At 30.2% G+C, this 18,863-nt stretch carries 18 protein-coding genes; 5 read left to right on the top strand and 13 right to left on the bottom strand.

Features of this window, described 5'->3' with window-relative positions; all coding sequences use genetic code 11:
* Positions 1 to 5: 5 nt before the first annotated feature.
* The 9 genes from ACMFBB_RS18280 to ACMFBB_RS18320 all read right to left on the bottom strand — a co-directional run bounded on the left by ACMFBB_RS18280 (position 6) and on the right by ACMFBB_RS18320 (position 12,789).
* Positions 6 to 1,568 (bottom strand): polyamine aminopropyltransferase, encoded by a 1,563-nt coding sequence (locus tag ACMFBB_RS18280; RefSeq protein WP_435262170.1) that lies wholly within the window; start codon positions 1,566 to 1,568, stop codon positions 6 to 8.
* Positions 1,556 to 2,434: a DUF350 domain-containing protein gene (locus tag ACMFBB_RS18285; RefSeq protein WP_435262171.1), complete on the bottom strand. Its 879-nt coding sequence runs from the start codon at positions 2,432 to 2,434 to the stop codon at positions 1,556 to 1,558. Before ACMFBB_RS18285 ends, ACMFBB_RS18280 begins: the two co-directional genes overlap by 13 nt.
* A 27-nt stretch (positions 2,435 to 2,461) precedes the next feature.
* Entirely contained in the window at positions 2,462 to 3,286 is an 825-nt protein-coding gene (locus tag ACMFBB_RS18290) for a hypothetical protein (RefSeq protein ID WP_435262172.1), read from the bottom strand.
* 2 nt (positions 3,287 to 3,288) lie between these two features.
* Positions 3,289 to 3,843 carry a DUF4178 domain-containing protein gene (locus tag ACMFBB_RS18295; protein ID WP_435262173.1) on the bottom strand — a complete coding sequence of 185 codons (555 nt, stop codon included), beginning with the start codon at positions 3,841 to 3,843 and terminating at the stop codon, positions 3,289 to 3,291.
* A gap of 38 nt (positions 3,844 to 3,881) precedes the next feature.
* Positions 3,882 to 8,738, bottom strand: coding sequence for a DNA repair ATPase (locus ACMFBB_RS18300; protein WP_435262174.1), 4,857 nt, complete (start codon positions 8,736 to 8,738; stop codon positions 3,882 to 3,884).
* Between the two features lie 118 nt (positions 8,739 to 8,856).
* Positions 8,857 to 10,926, bottom strand: a complete 2,070-nt coding sequence (locus ACMFBB_RS18305) for a flotillin family protein (protein ID WP_435262175.1) — start codon at positions 10,924 to 10,926, stop codon at positions 8,857 to 8,859.
* A gap of 26 nt (positions 10,927 to 10,952) precedes the next feature.
* Positions 10,953 to 11,663, bottom strand: a complete 711-nt coding sequence (locus ACMFBB_RS18310) for a hypothetical protein (RefSeq protein ID WP_435262176.1) — start codon at positions 11,661 to 11,663, stop codon at positions 10,953 to 10,955.
* Positions 11,664 to 11,665: 2 nt separating this feature from the next.
* A complete protein-coding gene (locus ACMFBB_RS18315) occupies positions 11,666 to 12,382 on the bottom strand; it encodes a PspA/IM30 family protein (RefSeq protein ID WP_435262177.1) in 717 nt (238 codons plus the stop codon).
* A gap of 11 nt (positions 12,383 to 12,393) precedes the next feature.
* Complete coding sequence (locus tag ACMFBB_RS18320; protein WP_435262178.1) at positions 12,394 to 12,789, bottom strand: molecular chaperone Tir; 396 nt, start codon at positions 12,787 to 12,789, stop codon at positions 12,394 to 12,396.
* Between the two features lie 240 nt (positions 12,790 to 13,029).
* Here ACMFBB_RS18320 and ACMFBB_RS18325 point away from each other — a divergent pair, with 240 nt between their 5' ends.
* Positions 13,030 to 13,785 (top strand): helix-turn-helix domain-containing protein, encoded by a 756-nt coding sequence (locus ACMFBB_RS18325; protein WP_435262179.1) that lies wholly within the window; start codon positions 13,030 to 13,032, stop codon positions 13,783 to 13,785.
* A 30-nt stretch (positions 13,786 to 13,815) separates the two neighbouring features.
* Here ACMFBB_RS18325 and ACMFBB_RS18330 read toward each other — a convergent pair whose 3' ends face one another.
* Positions 13,816 to 14,259, bottom strand: a complete 444-nt coding sequence (locus ACMFBB_RS18330; protein ID WP_435262180.1) for a DUF7738 domain-containing protein — start codon at positions 14,257 to 14,259, stop codon at positions 13,816 to 13,818.
* A gap of 87 nt (positions 14,260 to 14,346) precedes the next feature.
* Here ACMFBB_RS18330 and ACMFBB_RS18335 point away from each other — a divergent pair, with 87 nt between their 5' ends.
* The 4 genes from ACMFBB_RS18335 to ACMFBB_RS18350 are packed head-to-tail and all read left to right on the top strand — an operon-like array spanning position 14,347 to position 17,231.
* A complete protein-coding gene (locus ACMFBB_RS18335; RefSeq protein WP_435262181.1) occupies positions 14,347 to 15,651 on the top strand; it encodes an NAD(P)/FAD-dependent oxidoreductase in 1,305 nt (434 codons plus the stop codon).
* A gap of 1 nt (position 15,652) precedes the next feature.
* Positions 15,653 to 15,955, top strand: coding sequence for a hypothetical protein (locus ACMFBB_RS18340; RefSeq protein ID WP_435262182.1), 303 nt, complete (start codon positions 15,653 to 15,655; stop codon positions 15,953 to 15,955).
* Positions 15,952 to 16,308 (top strand): hypothetical protein, encoded by a 357-nt coding sequence (locus tag ACMFBB_RS18345; RefSeq protein WP_435262183.1) that lies wholly within the window; start codon positions 15,952 to 15,954, stop codon positions 16,306 to 16,308. The genes ACMFBB_RS18340 and ACMFBB_RS18345 overlap by 4 nt, the downstream gene beginning before the upstream one ends.
* Positions 16,305 to 17,231, top strand: coding sequence for an AraC family transcriptional regulator (locus ACMFBB_RS18350; protein WP_435262184.1), 927 nt, complete (start codon positions 16,305 to 16,307; stop codon positions 17,229 to 17,231). The genes ACMFBB_RS18345 and ACMFBB_RS18350 overlap by 4 nt, the downstream gene beginning before the upstream one ends.
* A 56-nt stretch (positions 17,232 to 17,287) precedes the next feature.
* Here ACMFBB_RS18350 and ACMFBB_RS18355 read toward each other — a convergent pair whose 3' ends face one another.
* The 3 genes from ACMFBB_RS18355 to ACMFBB_RS18365 form a co-directional block, all read right to left on the bottom strand.
* Positions 17,288 to 17,761 (bottom strand): DUF6428 family protein, encoded by a 474-nt coding sequence (locus ACMFBB_RS18355; protein WP_435262185.1) that lies wholly within the window; start codon positions 17,759 to 17,761, stop codon positions 17,288 to 17,290.
* 30 nt (positions 17,762 to 17,791) lie between these two features.
* The gene (locus tag ACMFBB_RS18360) at positions 17,792 to 18,121 is read right to left on the bottom strand and encodes an ArsR/SmtB family transcription factor (RefSeq protein WP_435262186.1); all 330 of its coding nucleotides are present in this window, start codon (positions 18,119 to 18,121) and stop codon (positions 17,792 to 17,794) included.
* Positions 18,122 to 18,244: 123 nt separating this feature from the next.
* Positions 18,245 to 18,772, bottom strand: coding sequence for a flavodoxin family protein (locus ACMFBB_RS18365; RefSeq protein ID WP_435262187.1), 528 nt, complete (start codon positions 18,770 to 18,772; stop codon positions 18,245 to 18,247).
* Positions 18,773 to 18,863 lie beyond the last annotated feature (91 nt).

Below are 18,863 nucleotides of genomic sequence, written 5' to 3' on the forward strand. Positions count from 1 at the left end.
TTGTGTTAGTATAAATCCCAATTTCCTTTTAAATAATATTGATATAATACTGGGTTTTGAATTTTATTAACTTCAACTTTATTTGTACCAATATTAAAAAAATCGTTCTTACCAAAAGAAGTGATTAGTAACATAGCTTCTTTATTAATCCATTTCGTTGATACTGATGAAAATTGTAGGTTTCGAAGTTTTTGCTTAAATTTCTCTTTAGAAACATCTTTGTTTTTTGTTCCTATAATCCACCCCCATTCTCCCATTGATATAATTTGATTATGCATTGGAACTGTTGTGAAACCTGCAGATTGCATTGTTAAATCAATACATCGAAAAGCTTTGGTTGCAAAATAAGGACTACCAGATTGCGTGATGATTAATCCATGAGGTCTTAATTTACGTTTACATAGTGTATAAAACTCATGAGAATATAGTCTACCTAATTCAACACTTCTTGGGTCTGGTAGATCTATGATAATAACATCGTAGAAAGATTGATTGTCTTGTTCTAGGTGAACGTAGGCGTCTTTGTTATAAATGTTAAGTTTATCGCTGTTCATTGACCCTTCATTTATACCGATAAGAATTGGGTTGTTTTTGCCAAGTTCAGTCATGTTAGGGTCTAGATCTACCATATCAATTTTATCAACTGAAGGGTATTTTAGTAATTCTCTTACCGCGCATCCATCACCTCCTCCTAGAATTAGTATTTTTTGAGGATTAGGGTGTAATTGCATGATTGGATGTACCAAAGGTTCATGATACATTTCTTCATCTATTGAGCAAAATTGTAAGTTACCATTTAAGTATAGCCAATGTTCATTTTTCCATTCAGTTAAAACAATTTTCTGATATTTACTTTGGGTAGAATAGACTATTTTATCTTTATATTTCTTTTGTTCTCCCCAGGTGATTATTGTATCTGTAAAACTCATTCCCATAATAAGTGTAATTAAAACAATACTTATCATAGCTAACATTGATTTTAATTGAGTTTTTATCATTTTACCTTTAAAACGATAAAAAACTAAACAGGCTACAAAAAAATTAATGAAGCCTAAAATAAATGGAGTATAGGTAAGTCCTAATATTGGTAATCCTATAAAAGCAAAGAATACTCCACCAAGTAAACTACCGTAATAATCTTTTTCTAGAATTGATGAAATATTAGTTTTTAAATCTTCATATTCTTTATTAATCCTAACAACTAAAGGTATTTCTAAACCAATTAGTAAACCAACAAGCATACTCAAGAAATAGATAACTACGTCATAGTATGAAGATACTGCCGCTAGTGTATATACTAGTACAGATGAAAAAGCTACAATTAGTGATAGCGCTAATTCTAGTAGTAAGAAATTTCTAATTAAATGCTTAGTAAATCTTTTACTAAACCTGCTCCCTAATCCCATACAAAATAGCATTAAGGAAACAATCATAGTCCATTGGAAAACTGAATTTCCAATAAAATATGTTGCTAGGGTAGATAGTACATACTCAGCTACAATTCCGGCAAAACCTGTGGCAAAAATAGCCGATTTTAGAATAAATGAATTGTTTTTTAGATGCTCCATGTAATTAAAATAGCAGAACCAACATATGCAAATGCTTCTATTAATCCTGCACCTATATTAGGTTTTTCTTGATTAATGATTTCGTCTGTTAACTTTCTTCCAGGTAATAATATTTTATCTGTTAAGAAACGCATGATAGGTAACAAGATAATTCCTAGAATAGTTTGTAAGCTAACATCAATAAGGGTTGTTGTCCAATCAATAAAAGGGTCAATTAGAGCATTCATTATTATAATCCCAATAGCAAGTATGGCTCCTCCAAAACTAACACCAACAGCTACATTATCTTTTTCAATGTGTTTATGCACATCAAAGCTAATCCATAAAGTAAAGATTTTTGTTGCTATAATAAGCATAAAGTTTCCTAATGCCCAATAGCTAATAAATGTTAAAAGTCCTTCTTGTAAACTAGTAGATTCTCCAATAAGAGCTCCGTGAAGTAATAGTGCATTTGCAATGTATATACAAGCCTCTATAATTCCTGTGCCTTCATTTTTATCCTCTATAATCTCTTTTTTAATATCGAATTTTGGTAAGACTAATTTATTACTAATAAAAATAGATAGGTGTAATAAAATAACCCCCGCTACACCATAAACTCCAATATGAATTAGGTCAGTATAAAAGCCAGCACTTTCTCCAATAATCGCTCCACCAAGAATGGTGATAAGTCCAATGAAGTAGCCCACATATGAAAGAATAAATGCAAAATTATCTTTAACAATAAGTTCATTAGTTATGTTAATTTTAGGATTTAATAACTTATAAATTATTTTACCTAAGAAAAAAATTATAAAAGCAGTTGCTACATACCCAAGAGAATGTAATAAGCTGTTGATGTCTATATATTCGGTTAGATTTTCCATCTATATTTTTAGTTTATTAAATCGTTGTTATTTACCAAATCCGCCACTTCTAGAACGAGAGGACGATCTACTGTATCTTGAGCTACTTCTTCTAGTTTTACTATAACTTTTACTAGAAGTATATCCTCTAGATTTTAAATTAGAAGCGCTTCTACTAACCTTTGAGTTTACCCTGCTTTTAAATGTTTGCGGTTTTTTATTCCATGAAGTATTTGTATTACTTCCATATTTTGTTCCGTACTTGTTTGAACTACCATAATATGATTTTTTATTTCTATAATTTCTATTGTAGTCGTTCCAGTCATTCCTAGGATAACCATATCCATAACCATACCTAGAACCATAAAATAAATCAGAGAATAAACGGTAACGACCATAAAAAGCCCAAAAAGAACTACCGTCACTATGAGTTCTCCACTCACCATATCTAGAGTTTCCCACGTAGTTATTTACACCAGCTGGAGATGAGTTTTTATCGAGTTTCCCATTTTTCTTACTCAATATGGTCATTCCTAAATCATTTTTGTACTCGTCAAAAGTTATAGGAGAAACCTCTTTCCAATCAGTGTTTACAACTTTTATATCGGTTGGTTTGTTAATTGTGTCATTTAGCTCTTCTTGTGTTAAAAAAGGTTTAGATTCTTCAATAAGAATTCGATACTTATGAAAATACTTATCAGTATCTTCTTTATAATCCATATCGGCTAATATGACACTGTAATTATTTTTATCAATATATTTAGTAATTATATTGTCTACAGGTGATTTTACAAATTTTGGTTTTCTACTTGCCCCACATGCATTTATTAATGAGCATATAGTAAATAGAAAAAAGTATTTAATAGGGCGCATAATTATTCGTTGTATGATGGTAAAATGTTGCTGATTTCAAATGATTTAAGTGTTTTTCCAACGCTGGCTTCAAAATCATTTTCATCCCATTGTTCTATTGTTAAACATTTATTTTCGTCGTCGTTTAAATAGTCAAAAGAAATAAGTTCTTCCCAATTTTCATTTTCTACATCTCTATAGTATCCTGAAGACTCTTCATCTAAGTAGTAGATAGTGTCTTTATATGAAATTTCTTTTGGTGGCTTTCCGTTATTTTCAATATAGTCTACTACAGTTGCTCCAAGTTTTCTGTATTTTATTTGTTCAGAAAGAGTGATTATAAGTTCATCATCGTCTTCTAGGTGAAGAAATCGTTTTTTTCCTTTTGATTCTATAGTAAATTCTCTTGTGAAAAAGTTATTACCCCAATCGTATTCAGACATTTTTGTAACTGTCCAAGTTTCTAGGTCGTAATCTAAAAGATACCCTTTCTCTAGATCAGTTACTTTAATATTTGTAGGGTCGTAATGTTTTTCATCTTTTTCTTTATTGTTTTTGAATAGGTCAAAAAATCCCATAGTATTAGTTTTAATTCGTTTTTTATGTAAACATAGTGTTATTTATCTAAGCCCTTTTGTAAAACAGCTTTAATTCCTTCCAGGTTATCAGAAAAATCCATCATTTGACTTAAAATTTGTGCCATTTCATTTTTATCACCAAAACCTTTTAATTTATTGTTTTTAATAAATATTTGTTTGATGTTATTCCAACGATTTAATTCTTCTTCTGATAGTTTGTTTATTAATTCTCGGTATTTTAATAAATTAGCTTCGGCTGATGAGGTTAATGTTTGAGATTCACTTTCGTAATGAGATAAAAGTAAGCGTTGCAGTTCATCATCATTCATTATAGGAACAATTTTAGCAACTAACTTATTCATATCACGATATGAACCTTGTAGTTTAAAAGAAGGTTCAGTTCTATATGCATCTTCCATTGCAGCCGATTGGATATAGGTTTGGTTTACTTTTAAAATGGTGTTACGAACAGTGATAATTTTTTCTAAGACTGCTGTATAGTCTTGCACTTCTTGCTTGGTGTGATTTCCTTTTAAATTTATTTCTTGCGTATTGTTTTCAACTTTATCTATTAGGGCATATACATCTTCAAAATATTTACTGCTAAGTTGGTGTAAAACTGGATTTGAGGTCATTGAGTTTTCTATTAAACTCAACTTGAATAAATGTTCAGTATCTCCAATTATATCTCCTAAATTATATATGTCAGCTCTATTGGCAAGCATGTCAGGAATTTGAAACTTATCACCACTTTCTGTATATGGGTTTCCAGCCATTATTACACAAAACTTTTTACCCCGTAAATCATAGGTTTTAGGTTTTCCATTATAAACTCCTTCAATTTTACGAGTACCATCTGATAGTGAAATGAATTTTTGTAAAAATTCAGGATTGCAATGTTGAATATCGTCGAGATATAACATAACATTGTCTCCCATTTCAAATGCAAGGTTTAATTTTTTAAGTTCTTCCCTAGATGCTGAGTTGTTAGCAGACATAGGGTCAACAGAAGTAACTTCATGACCAATTGCGGGGCCATTAATTTTCATAAACACCAAGCCTAAACGATTTGATAAATATTCCATTAAGGTCGTTTTACCGTATCCAGGAGGAGAGATTAATAGTAGCATTCCCATCCTGTCAGTTCGTTTATTATTACCTACTGTTCCAAGCTGTTTGGCCAAGTTATCTCCGATTAGCGGAAAATAAACTTGGTCAATTAATTTATTTCTAACAAAAGAAGAAAGTACTCTAGGTTTAAATTCTTCTAGTTTTAATTCTTCTTTTAGGTTTTCGGTAACTTGTTGTTTTGCTTTTTTGAATTTCTCAAAATTAGGAACTTCAATCTCTACAAATTGTTTTAATTCTGTTATGAATTGATGGTAGTTAAAATTAAAAACCCCATCATTTATAGTTTGATGATTACCTTTTAAACCTGTTAAAGAGGAAGTAGGGTGAACACTTACTATATTTGATTTTGAAAGGTTTTCAAAAAGAAGTAAACACACTACTTCATGAATATAGCTTTTTAGTTCAGTATTTTTTGTGCTAACGAAAGAAGTTACCCATTGGGTTACTAATTGTATTTTGGCAGTATACTTTTCAAGTTTTTGTATGCTAGATTTAAATTTATGTAAGGCGTCTTGTTTGTCTAAAGTTTTAATAAATAGTTCTTTAATTTCTATGGCATCAGTACTAATTTGAAATGTATTGTTTTGTTGGAGTTCTTTAAAAATATATTCTGCTACTGATTTATAATTAGTAATGTTTAATAATTGTGTTTCTTTACCGAATACTTTAATAGCATTTTGTAAGTCGCTAATGATAAAATCATAAGAAGTACTATTAGGAAAGATACTTAATACCTCTCCAGATGCTTTTATAGTTGTATTATAGTTGTTTTGCTTTTCTTCGGTTAAGTGATGCCAAAAATATTGAGCAAAAGCTCTTGTGTTAGAAGAATAGGTGAGTAAGCCTAATTCATGTTTCTTGTGGATTAATGTATACAGTATTTTTGTAGTATCAATATCATGAACTCCTTTTAGGTATCCTTCAGCGTATAAATTACTACTTTCTTTTTGTACAAGAGCGAGCATTTTTTTTTCTGATAAATTAATGAGTTCTTGTTCAGAGAATTTTTTAAATAGCTTGTAAGCTAAATATGATGAACGATAAACAATATCGTTTTCAGATACTAATTCTTGATTCCAATATTTTTTGGAAGACAATAGAGTTTTATCCGTTATCTCTTCATAAAAATTAGTGCCAGTTAGATGATAAAACAGTCCTTCATTTTTATAGACAATAGTAAGATTCAACGATTGTTTGTTAACACCGAATTTATGTTTTCCTAGTTTAATTACGTTTTCACCATCTTCATAAAGTTCTTGTTTGTCTTTCAGTTTACGTAAAGAGTCTTCTTTGGAAACTTTTAATTGTGTTTCTATAGTTTCAGCTTTACCAATATCATCAAGCTCTTTTAGTTGGTTAATGATATCTCTAACTTTATTAATCATTAAATCGGCAGCGAAGTAGCCATTTATATCTTCAATGGAGGTAAATGATAGCGCTTTTTTATTCACTCCTTTTAAAATACGTTCAGAGGCAGTTTGTAACGCAACTGTTTTTTTATTTCGTTTTTCAATTAAGTTGTTTTTTCTACTGTCAAACGCATTATGAATTTCTTCTCTTTTTTCAATTATTTGAGTTATGAACTCTTCAAAATCTGCAAATTTACCTTCAAGCTCTTCCAGTTGAATAGCAGTTTTTGTAAGGAACTCATCACATTTTTCAGGAGTAGAAGCCATATCAATATAATTAATGATACTTTGATCTATTAACTTTAATTGAGCTGTAAAATCAGCTTTAGCTTCCTTACTTCCTAAGTTCTTTATAGTATTTTTAATACCGGATTTTAATTGGTTTAAACTGGCAAAAATTAAAGATATATTATCTATTATTTTTGTTGATTGTGAGGTGTCTTCAATTTCTAAATTAGTCACAATTTCGATTAACATTTCTAAATCAGCAGTAATTTGATTTACTTCTTTTTCAAGTGTTTTTGCATCAATTACTTTGTTGATTGTAGGAAGTGTTTCTTGTTTTTCATTAACTCTTTTATGATATGGGGCTAACGCTTTATCATTCAGTAAAAACTGAACGCACCTTTTAGAAATTAGGTTGTTTTGCTCAGAAACCTGAGTTTCTAAATCAGTTAATAATTCAGCGTTTATATAGCGAATATCATGAAGGCTAATAACTTCACCTCGTAAAGTTCTTAATTTACTTAAGAGTATTACAAAATCATCAATAGATTTAAAAGAGGTGCTTTTTATTTTATTAAAAAGTTCATCAGATTTTTGATTGATGGTTTTGGTTTCTTTCTCAGCTTGTTTTTTTAATTGGATTACTTTTTCAAATTCATCAATAGCGGCATTTGCTGCTTCGTTGATATGAGAAATAGGAAGGTTTAATTGATATGTTTCTTTTTCAGGAATCCAATAGTAGGCATCATTGATGTTTTTTGAAGCTCTAACAATATCATCATATAAGCCAGTATAGTTGTCTTCTTTGTTAAGTAAATTAATTAGTTCATGGCATTCAGCCATTGCGCTAACAATATCTTTATTACCTATTTTGTATAATAGGCTATCTTGATGTTGTGAAGGCATAAAATCCCCTTTCAAATATGGGGTTTGCCAGATTTGAACAACATGGTGTTTGGTTTGTTCGTTTTCAGTACGAAAATAACAAAGTTCTCCATTTTCTAAAACTGTAAACCCATTACATATTATTGGGGTTTTGACCTCTTGTTCAATAATGTTATAAGACATTAATATATATAATCCACGAATAGTTGCGTAGAACACATATAAGAAGTCTTCTCCATTAGGTGAAATTATCTTTTCTTGAAATTTAACATCTTTAGCGTCGTTTTCAAATAATTTGTATCCTCCTGTTTGGAGGTAGTATCCGTTAGGGAAAATAATACCATGATCATCAGGTAGCTGAACAGCTGTGTCTTTTATGCTGTCAATTTTTTTTACTTCTTGTAATTTATGATTGTATACAAAGTATCTAGGTTCTTCTTGAAAAGGTTTTACTTCAAGAGTAATTAAGTTTCCTAGATTTCCATAACGAAATTGACCATCATCTAAAGTTTGATCAATATGTTCAACAGGTTCGGATAGTACACCTTTCCCATCGTCAGTATTATCTTCAATTTTAATAGTTAAGTCACCGCCAATTGTTTCAACAAAAATTTTGTCTAAAATAGAAATATGTGGATGAGTTCCATAACGGTGCATGTCTCTAGATGCTTCTTGCCATTTAAATTCATGTTGAGTTGGAAACTTGTATTCATGCTCACTTCTATTATCAATATATTGAAGAGTGTTTTCATTAATAAGCCATTTAAAAGCTTTTATATCATTCTTACTTTCACTTAGTTGGAAAACCATGTATAGATAGTTTCCAATAATAGCAAACTTAGAAAAAATAGTGTTTCTATAGTATTTATATAAGTTAGTGAAATCATCAGTAAAAATTGCATCATTTAATAAGTTCAATGATTGTAGATGAAAGTGATTGTCTTTAAACTCATAAATACTAAATACATCTGAAAGTTTTATATCGGTTCGTAAACCAAAGTGTACATTGTATCCAAATATTGATGTGTTACCAAGAGAGACAATATCTCTGGCAATACAATTGTTATTAGTATTTATTCTATCATTAGCAATTAATCTGGTCTCTATGGTGCCAAAAACATGTTTTCTAGCATCATTTAATTTATGTAATCGGTCTTGTAAATCTTGCTTATGTTTTTGCAATCTACCTTGAATAATTTCATAAGTTCCGCCGTCTAATTGTTGGGTAGTGTTTTGGTTTTCCATATGTTTTTTATAAGGTCAAGAAAGGAATTCTTTTTCGGAATTATAGCTTTTATTTTTGAAAAGTATTGTGAAATATAATGTATGAGGTTAGTTTTATACTAACCTCATAGTTTGATTGTTATGACAACTTATTATTAGATATTCCTAGGCCTTTTGCAAGATTAAATAGGTTTCCAAACAAGTTTTCTTCATCTGAATTTGTTGCTTTTCCTTTTAAGTCTATTAAAAGGTTGGCAATCGTTAAATTTTTAATATCCTCAGTTGAAATTCCATACTGGTTAGCAAAACCTTTAACTTTTTCTAGTAAATTCCCTTTAACATCATCACTTCCTAGAATAGCATCTTTTACATCTTGAATATTAGTACTGTGCTGAACAAGTCTGTCTACTCCTTTAGCTTTGGTAATTTGACCAATTATTTGATCGAAGAACATTGTTTCTCCACCTACAATATCAATGTTGGCAGCTTTTAAAGCATCTCCAATAACTTGAGCCTGTGCATCGGCAATGTCTTTCTGAACATTAATATGAGCTAAATCAACTTTTAATTCTTTCTCTAAGCGAAGTTTAAACTCTTCATGTTCTTTACCAACACCGTCAAGTTTTTTCATTGCTTCGGCTTTTTCTTCAATTCCTGTAGCTTCAGCTAATGCTTTTTCTTTGATAACTTCAGCTTCAGCAACTCCTTCTTCTTTTAAGGCTTCTGCTTTCGCTAATGTACCTGCAGCTTCTGCTTTTGCTTTTTTCTCAATAACAATAGCATCAACTAGTCCTTGACGTTCATTAGCATCAGCTTTTGCATGCATTACTTGCGCTTCAGACATTCCTATGGTTGCTTCTTCTTTAGCTTTAGCTTCCGCTAACGTTTTTCTAGCTTCTGCTTCTTTTTCACTTGCTTCTTTTTGTGCTTGCGCTTCAATGTTAATTTCTTCCGCTTTTTGTTTAGCTGCTTCCTTTTGTGCTTCCGCTGCTTTTATTGTTTTGATTAAAGCTTCTTCAGCATCTGCTTCAGCAACTGTAATCTTTACTTGTTTATTTCGATCCGCAGTTTTAAAAGCTTCAATATCTTTCATGTTCTCTTGTTCTTCTACTACGCCCTTTTCTAAAGTTACGCGATCACGAATTACATCTTGAATATTTTTCTTCTCTACTTCAACTACTTTTTCTTTTTCAATTTGAGCAAGGGTAACAATGCGTTCACGTTCGGTAGCTTCTAACATTCTGTCTTTCTCTACACGTTCAGTTTCCACAACATCGGTACGTTGTTTGTTTTTAGCAGCAACAATAATTTGACGTTGCATGTTCTCTTCTGCAACTTTTACCTTTTCTTCTGTAGCAATTCTTGCAGTTTCTGATTTTAAACGTTCTTCTTCAGAAACTTTTAAGGTTTCAGCTTCTTCACGTGCTTTGATATTTGCAATTTCACGTTTTTGTTGTTCTTCTTTTTCTGCTAATTGCTTATCTAGCTCTAAAATGGCTTCACGAGCTTCAACATCTTGCTTACGAATTACTTTCTCTTCATCACGCATGATTAAGTTAGACTTAATATTTTGTGCCGCTGTTAATTCAGTAATTTTTTTAATTCCTTCAGCATCTAAAATATTATCAGCTTTTAGGAAAGAAACTGGAGTTTGTTCTAGGTAGTCAATGGCACAGTCTTCTAGAGTGTATCCATTTAAATCAGTACCTATAATGTCTACAATTTCATCCCTGAATTCACGGCGAGCTTCGTATAATTCGGTAAATTGAAACTTCTTTCCAACAGTTTTTAAGGCTTCTGAAAACTTGGCTTCAAATAATTCTTCTAATGTTGTATGATGAGATGCTCTTTCACAGCCAATAGTTTGAGCAACTTTTTTTATGAATTCTACTTCATTATTAACACGAACAAAGAAGGCTACTTTTATGTCTGCTCGCATATTATCTTTACAAACAAGTCCGTCGTTGCCTAAACGTTCTATTTGAATTTTTTTAACAGAAATATCCATGATTTCTACACGGTGAAATACAGGAACCACATACATTCCTCTATCAGTAGCAACTTTAGTTCCTTTGAACCCTGTTCGAACTAACGCTTGTCCTTGAGGTACTTTTTTGTAAAACATTGCAACAATTGCAAAGTATGCAATGACCAAGAATAAGATTAATCCGATTGCAATTGATCCTATTTGTATTAAATTTTCTAGCATAGTAATTAATTAATTAATTAGTTTTTTTAGTTGATATATTTTTGTGCGTAATAAAATGTTTTATCTGGGCTCTGCTTTATGATTAATATTTGATCTCTAAATTCAATTAATTCCCCATTTAAAGACTTAATATTAATTGAAAGAGTAACTCCTTCAGCTTTTACTTCCGCAGACCCTAGTTTTTTATTTGTTATTTTTGATAAAGAAACACCAATCCTTCCAGTAATATCTATTGGCTTGTCGCCATCTTGATTTAAGTTTTTGAAAAAACTCTTAAAAGGAGATGTGAAAATTTTAGTAATAAATAATGAAGGGAAAAATCCAGCAAGCATTAAAATGAAACCAAAAGTTGTATCAAAACTATGTGTTATTGTAGTGCTAACTGTTGTACAAATCCACCAAATAAAAATCCAAGATGTAAAAGTGAACATAAAAGGAAGTCCTACAAAGTTGAAGTAAATAAGGATTACTTGCCACCATTTTAGAGGCTTTCGTCTCTTACCTACTACATCTTCTTTTTTAACTTCTGTATTTGCAATGTCATGGAAGTCAATATTTCCTCCTTCAATACCTGCATCCACATCAAAATCCACATCAACATCTACATCAATGTCCACATCAAGATCAAAATCAATACCAGAAACCATAGTCACAAGCCAATAAATAACTAATATGATAACTAATATGGTTAACGTAATGTTTACATTAGAGAATATTATGTCGGTTAGTGAATTCAATTTTAAGCTTCTTTATCGTTATTAATACCCAATTTTTCTTTTAATTTTTCTAAATCACTTAAAGCGTTGTCTTCGGTAGTATCAGTTATAGCGTCTAGTTCATCATCTATACTCTTTGATTCGTTAGCAATATCTCCATAAGCTTCAGCTAAAGCTTCTTCTTGTTGTACTTTCTCTTTCATACGTTCTAACATTGATACGGTACTTGAACTATCAATTTCAGCCATTTGTTTATTTAAGTTTTTAGTTGCATTGCTAACTTTAACTCTAGCTTTTAATGTTTTTAATTCATTTTCCCATTTACTAATGTTTGATTTTACTTCAGAAACATTTTTTTCAAGTTGAGCAACAGATTTATTAAATTTATCTGCCTCTTCAGAAGTTCTAGCTATGTGTTTTGTAGCTTCTTCTTTTTTAATTAAAGCCTCTTTAGCTAAACGGTCAGCTTCTGAGATATCTAAATCTCCGTTTTGAGCTTTTTTCAAAATAAGCATTGCTTTATTTTGATAATCTTCAGCTTTAGATGTGTATTCTTCCTTTTCATTGTTGGCTCTAATAGCCATTGCTTTTACTTGTGCTAAAGCTTCAAGACTTTTATCTAAATCTTGTTTCATGTCTCTGATACCTTGTTCGGTCATCTTAATTGGATCTTCCATTTTGTCGATGGCAGAATTTGCTTCAGCTTTTCCTATTTTAAATAATCTTCTAAATATGTTCATGATAATTTTTTTTAATATTTTGAATATGCAATAATTTGTTCTGAATATTCACTTAACAATAAACTAAGTGAGTTTAAACTTCCTTCTAATTCGTTTAAATCTAGATTTTCTAACTGTAAAGTATCTCTAAAAATAACACGTTCACCACTATCGTCTAGAACAAAGGCTCCGTGAATAATGTCTCTATTTTTCTTTAGTAGGTTTCTGAAAATTTCTTCATTTGGTTGATTTACTTTAAAAAGAAATTGTTCAATAATTACTATAGGGTATGCTACTCCTACAATTAAGTTTTTTATACCAAAACTTTCTTTTTCAATGACAAAAACTCCATCAGCTTCGTTTTCTTTGGTGATGTTAAAATTAAGTTCTTGTAAAAAATTTTTAGTCTTAGTGAAATGATTGATCATAAGCAATTGAGTTAGTTAATTTAATTGTTTTCTTTAAGCGTGTAATATTACAAAAAAGATCCTAAAATAAGACTTGTAATATAGATAGTTATTAATACCATTTTTTTTAGTTTTGAGGTTCTAATTTTAATTTTTTTTGAAATTTGACTAAAATTTTTAGCAAATTCCAAATGTATTAGCTAATATTGTTAGTGTAAAAGTACACAATATTTTCAATATTGCAAATAAAATTAGCAAATAATGTCTTTTTTTGGGAAAAATATAAAAAAAATAAGAGGAGTTAAAGGGTTGAGTCAGCAAGCTTTTGCAGAGTTGTTTGACTTGAAAAGAGCTACTTTAGGGGCTTACGAGGAGGGTAGAAGCGAACCTAAGATAGATACTCTAATTAAAATTGCTAATTATTTTAGCATTCCTATTGGTGATTTGCTAACGGCTGAATTAACTGTCAATAAATTATTACAGTTTAAAGATGATTTAACACTTCAGGCTGAAAAAGTTGAGAAGGAGGAACTGGCAAGTGTTCCATTAATAACCGATATAAATAGCGGTGAGTATATAAAGTATTTCGATAAGAAAAATTTTATAAATGATTTGCCAATGATGCAATTACCGTTAAACTCATCAAAAAATTTTAGAGCCTTTACAGTTAGTAATCTTGAAATGTCAATGCATGATAAAGGTTTATTCCCTAAAGATATTGTTATAGGTGAATTTGTTCCTTTAGCAGTCATACCTAAATTGAATAATGGAGACTTAGTTTTGGTGTTAGTGAAAGGTGAACTTATATTAAGACGTCTTTACGTGGCAAAAAAAGAAGTAGTTTTGAGAGCGGATCACAAAAATATAGATGATAAAACTTTTAATTTAGCTGATGTAAAAGAGTTGTGGCGTATTCGATATGTCTTTTTTAAACGTTTACCTGAATTAGGAGACCCTTTGGAAGATAAGTTGCTTTTTTTAGAAAAAGAATTTGCTAAGCTTAAAAATAAAATTTGATTCGTCTATATTAATTGTATTGAAGTGATTTCATAAAAGTTTATAACTTTTGTTTACTCCAATGCTAAAACCATATCGAATTTCATTTTCACTGCCTAGTCTTAAAATTGAAATATCTCCTAATGAAATTTTGTCAAACTCATTATTGGTAATATTTTCATCATTTAAAAATAATTCACCGCTAAATTGTTTTTTTGTATTGTATTCACTTCTATCTTTTTTGTTTTGAAAAAAGTTGATTGAAAAAATTTCTGTGGTATCAGTGTATCTACAGAAAACACCTAATGAATCCCAAAAAACATAATTTTTACTTTTATTTAAATTTCTGTTTGGCTCCCCAAAAACAGCTACTAAAGAATTGAAATTGGTAGGGAAAGTGAATCTCTGGTTATTGATTATAACTTCATCAGTCTTACAGCTAACTATTATGTGTTTTTTATTTTTTCTGAAAAAACGTAGTACAAAATTTTTCATTTTATAAAGCTATAAAAAAACTGAATATAAAGAATAATTTTTAGCTAAATTTGTTTCTGCAATAATATATTTAATTACTAACGATATATGAATATACCTCAAACCAGTTTTCCACGTGTAGTAATAGTAGGTGGAGGTTTTGCTGGATTAGCAGTCGCAAGAGGATTAGAGGATCAAGAGCTTCAAGTAGTTTTAATTGATAAACATAATTACCATACCTTTCAACCTTTATTATATCAAGTTGCAACAGGAGGTTTAGAGCCTGATAGTATTGCTTTTCCTCTGAGAAAAAGATTTAATGATGTTGATAATTTTTATTTTCGTTTAGCAAAAGTTACTAATGTAAATGCTGAAAAAAATGTTATAGAAACATCAATAGGGAATTTAGAGTATGATAAATTGGTGATAGCTACTGGGTCAACAACTAATTTTTTTGGAAATACTAATATCAAAAAATTTGCTATGGAAATGAAGTCTGTCCCTCAGGCATTAAATATTCGTAGTTTGGTGTTAGAAAATTTTGAAGAAGCTTTACTAGAAAAGAATTTAGAGAAGCGATTGGCTCTTATGAATTTTGTTATTGTGGGTGGTGGGCCAACAGGTGTTGAGTTAGCAGGAGCTTTAGCAGAGATGAAAAAAGGTATTTTACCTAAAGATTATCCCGATTTAGATATTAGGCAAATGAAAATAAATCTCATTCAAAGTTCTGGAGAGTTGTTAAAAGGAATGAGTAAAAAAGCTTCTGAAAAAGCCGAAGATTTCTTAATCAAGTTAGGTGTTGATGTATGGAAAAACTTACGAGTTTTAGATTATGATGGGGTAACTATTACAACTGATGGAGAAGATCATTTTGATGCGCAAACAGTAATTTGGGCAGCAGGGGTTAAAGGAGATGTGATTGAAGGTTTAGAAGGTACTTGTTTAGTTGAAAGAGCTAATAGGTTTAAAGTTAGTAAGTACAATAAAATTCTTGGTTACGAAAATGTATATGCTGTAGGGGATGTTGCTTGTATGGAAACTGAAGGTTATAGTTATGGGCATCCTATGATGGCGCAACCTGCTATTCAGCAAGGTAAGTTATTGGCAAAAAATATCATTTTTGAATTAAGGGGTAAAAAGCTAAAGCCTTTTGTATATAATGATAAAGGTTCTATGGCTACAATAGGTAGAAATAAAGCCGTAGTTGACTTACCAAAGTTGAAATTTCAGGGAGTGTTTGCTTGGTTTGTTTGGATGTTTGTTCATCTTTTTTCTTTAATTGGTTTTAGAAATAAAGTAATTGTTTTTATGAATTGGGTATATAATTATATTCGTTTTGACAGAGAAACTAGATTGATTATCAGGCCTTACAAAAAGAAAAATAAATATTCATTCGAACAAGAAAATGTCTAAAATGAATACAAATATTAAATGTTCCAAGTGTGGCATTTTTACTGAAAATTCCGATTATTGTAAAAGTTGTGGAAATTTAATATCGCATAGGAAAAGACAAGAATTAAAAGTAGCTCAGTTTAAGCAAGAGCAGATTGAAGAGGTTAAAAAAGAATTAGAGAATCCTAATTTAGCAAAAAGGTTAATAAAGCATCCTTTTATTTTGTACAGGTTTGCAGGTTGGGTATTACACTCTGTTTTTCTAGTTGTAAGCGCAATAGGAGCTTTTTTAGCATGGTTTATCGCTATGGTTGCTGCTGGATGAAAAAGAAAGGGTTGTTTTACTATTTTTGTTTTTCATGTATCGTTGGAAGTATAGTTTATATTGCTTCACAAGATGGAATGTCCCTTCCAAGAATTATTCGTTTTTATGTAAATGATTTTTTAATTATCCCTATAGTATTATCTATATGTTTATATGTTTTAAGATGGAGCAGAGGAAATAAAAGATATAGAGTTCCTTTTTGGATTATTTTATATATCTCGTTATTTTATGCTATTGTCTTCGAATATTTTTTACCACAAGCAAATGAAAGATATACAGCTGATATTATAGATGTGTTCTTGTACTTTATTAGTGGAATTTTATTTTATTATCTTCAAAAAAGACATTCATGAGTTCATTTAATACTGTTTCTAATAAAACAATTATAAGAGTTGTTAAGGCAATTGATTTTGTTGAAGAAAATTTAGGGAAAAAGCTTAGTCTAGAGGAAGTTGCAAAAGCGGCCTACTTTTCTCCGTATCATTTTCACAGACTTTTTAAAATTGTAACCAAAGAAACCCTAAATGAGTTTGTTTCTAGAAAAAGGCTAGAAAAATCAGCTGGCTATTTATTACATCAAAAGGAAAAGACAATAACAGAAATATCAGAGTTGGTTGGTTTTACCAGTTTGTCGTCTTTTTCTAGAGGTTTTAAAAAGTTTTACGGAGTATCACCTGATGAATTTAAAAAGAAAAGTCGGGATAAATTTAGCAAGATTTGTAAAACTAAAAGCAAAGATGGTCAAGTTGAGGTAAGGTTTGAGCAATATATTTACAATATTAATAATGCTTTAAACTGGATTAAAATGAATGCAATAAATACAGAGGCTAAGTTTATGCCTGTTATGGAGTTGGCTTATATTAGTCACCAAGGTAAAATGAATTTAATTGGTAATGCTTATGATGAGCTTATAAAATGGGCAACACCAAGAGGGGTAATGAGTCAAAGAGATCTTAAAATGTTAACAATCTATCATGATAGTCCTAAAATTACAGATCCAAATAAAATTAGAATGAGTGCAAGTGTAGTGCTAAATAAAAAAGTAACGACCGATGGTCAGGTAAACTTAAAAACATTGCCTGAAACAAAGTGTATTGTTTCTCGTTTTGAAGTAACTTCAGATGAGTTTCAACAAGCTTGGGAAAGTAGTTTTGTGTGGATGAGTGAGCAAGGTTACAAAAGGTCAGAAAGAGATCCCTATGAGATTTATTATAACAATGGGCAGGAGCATTCTGAAGGAAAATGGATTGTAGATTTGTGCATTCCTATTGAGTAATTTAAGGGTAATATTAAAACGCCGTTATTTTATTTTGAATAACGGCGTTTTAATGTCTAACAGCAACCGCTGCTTGGGTCACAAGAAGATGTTTGTTTGTTTAAATCAGATAAGCTGACCTTAGTTTTTTTGGTAGGAGTAATACCACATTGGTCTTCTGCTAAACAAGCTGTTGCTTTATTAACCAATAAAAAGTTATTATTATTAAAATTTAAAGCATATTTTCCAATGGTATTACCTTGATATTCTACTTCAATTTCTAAATCTTCAATGCCTAAAGTTTTTTCTGATAATTCTATAATATGTACTAATTTTTCTGGGTGTAAGCGATGATCATAGTCGTCTTTATTCCAGAGTTGAAAATTCACAACTTCTTCCTTTCTAACAGTTCCTCCACAATCAATAAAGTGTTTACTAACCTTTCCTACTTCAGTAACGTGAAAGTGAGAAGGAACAAGACTTCCATCTGGTAGTTCAAATGCAATGGTTTTTAAATTTTGTAGGTGTTTTTTTATTTCTGATAGTTTCATGTTTTAATATTTTCTATTAAATTATTATTGTTAACAGCAATTGTCGTTTTTGTTTTCTTGTGAAAAAATACTCAATAGTTTTTCTTGTATAATAGGCCAGTTGTTTTGATCAATACAATAGCAAACACTAGTGCCTTCAATATTCCCTTTAATAATTCCAATGTTTTTGAGTTCCTTTAAATGTTGGGATATAGTGGGCTGAGCTAATCCAATTTCATGAACTAAATCTCCACAAATACACGATTTTATTTTTAAAATGTGTTGAATTATTGCTATTCGAGCTGGATGGCCTAAAACTTTAGCAATTTTTGCTATATCATTTTGATCTTTTGTAAATATTTCAGATTTAGTTAGCCCCATTTTCAAAAATTGTTATATTGCAATATTACGATTAATAATTCTTTTTGAAAAATTTTATAATCAGTTTTTAACAATCAATAAAAGAGTAATATCTTTAATGGTTCAGATAAAGGTTTATTAAAATCAAGAATTTTCTAATTTTAAAAATAGTTTTCTGAAACTATCAATTCTCTCCTTGGCTTCTTCCGCAATATTAGTCCCATCTTCTGTAAACCAAGCATGGGTGTCACCTAGATAGTTCATGCCAAGATAATTTGCGCTTTCAATAAAGGGCATAGTAAAACCTTGCTTTAAATCATTAGCACCAGAGTTACTAATCATGGCCATGTTTTTTCCTCTCATTTTACGTCCTAATTCTTTTTTATAATGTAAAAGATCGGACATTCTATCGAAAAAATCTTTTAAAATACCACTCATGCTATACCAATATACTGGTGTAGCAAATATAATAGTGTCATATTTGTTAACAATATCTTCTAATAAAGGGATAAAATCATCGTCTTTATTTTTGAATTCATAATCAAACGGCCCTATATTTTTGGTTTTTAAGTCGATAATTTCAAAGTTATCGTCTTTATTTAAATAGTTAATTATTTTGTTGGTATTACCGTAACTTTTTGAACTTCCTTGAATTATAATAGTTTTTTTCATTCGTTAAGTTTTGATTGGTTAAAATTCAAGAATAAAAATGAAAAATAGGAGTAAAGAGGATTGAATTAATTGATAAAAACCAAGATAAAAT

This window comes from Tenacibaculum sp. nBUS_03, from assembly GCF_051201695.1.
Taxonomy (GTDB): Bacteria; Bacteroidota; Bacteroidia; order Flavobacteriales; family Flavobacteriaceae; genus Polaribacter.

Coding starts and splice junctions, on each gene's coding strand:
- ACMFBB_RS18300 (WP_435262174.1), bottom strand. CDS start 8,738: ATGGAAAACCAAAACACTACCCAACAATTAGACGGCGGAACTTATGAA.
- ACMFBB_RS18285 (WP_435262171.1), bottom strand. CDS start 2,434: ATGGAAAATCTAACCGAATATATAGACATCAACAGCTTATTACATTCT.
- ACMFBB_RS18340 (WP_435262182.1), top strand. CDS start 15,653: ATGAATACAAATATTAAATGTTCCAAGTGTGGCATTTTTACTGAAAAT.
- ACMFBB_RS18345 (WP_435262183.1), top strand. CDS start 15,952: ATGAAAAAGAAAGGGTTGTTTTACTATTTTTGTTTTTCATGTATCGTT.
- ACMFBB_RS18365 (WP_435262187.1), bottom strand. CDS start 18,772: ATGAAAAAAACTATTATAATTCAAGGAAGTTCAAAAAGTTACGGTAAT.
- ACMFBB_RS18320 (WP_435262178.1), bottom strand. CDS start 12,789: ATGATCAATCATTTCACTAAGACTAAAAATTTTTTACAAGAACTTAAT.
- ACMFBB_RS18355 (WP_435262185.1), bottom strand. CDS start 17,761: ATGAAACTATCAGAAATAAAAAAACACCTACAAAATTTAAAAACCATT.
- ACMFBB_RS18305 (WP_435262175.1), bottom strand. CDS start 10,926: ATGCTAGAAAATTTAATACAAATAGGATCAATTGCAATCGGATTAATC.
- ACMFBB_RS18290 (WP_435262172.1), bottom strand. CDS start 3,286: ATGCGCCCTATTAAATACTTTTTTCTATTTACTATATGCTCATTAATA.
- ACMFBB_RS18325 (WP_435262179.1), top strand. CDS start 13,030: ATGTCTTTTTTTGGGAAAAATATAAAAAAAATAAGAGGAGTTAAAGGG.
- ACMFBB_RS18295 (WP_435262173.1), bottom strand. CDS start 3,843: ATGGGATTTTTTGACCTATTCAAAAACAATAAAGAAAAAGATGAAAAA.
- ACMFBB_RS18360 (WP_435262186.1), bottom strand. CDS start 18,121: ATGGGGCTAACTAAATCTGAAATATTTACAAAAGATCAAAATGATATA.
- ACMFBB_RS18280 (WP_435262170.1), bottom strand. CDS start 1,568: ATGGAGCATCTAAAAAACAATTCATTTATTCTAAAATCGGCTATTTTT.
- ACMFBB_RS18335 (WP_435262181.1), top strand. CDS start 14,347: ATGAATATACCTCAAACCAGTTTTCCACGTGTAGTAATAGTAGGTGGA.
- ACMFBB_RS18315 (WP_435262177.1), bottom strand. CDS start 12,382: ATGAACATATTTAGAAGATTATTTAAAATAGGAAAAGCTGAAGCAAAT.
- ACMFBB_RS18350 (WP_435262184.1), top strand. CDS start 16,305: ATGAGTTCATTTAATACTGTTTCTAATAAAACAATTATAAGAGTTGTT.
- ACMFBB_RS18330 (WP_435262180.1), bottom strand. CDS start 14,259: ATGAAAAATTTTGTACTACGTTTTTTCAGAAAAAATAAAAAACACATA.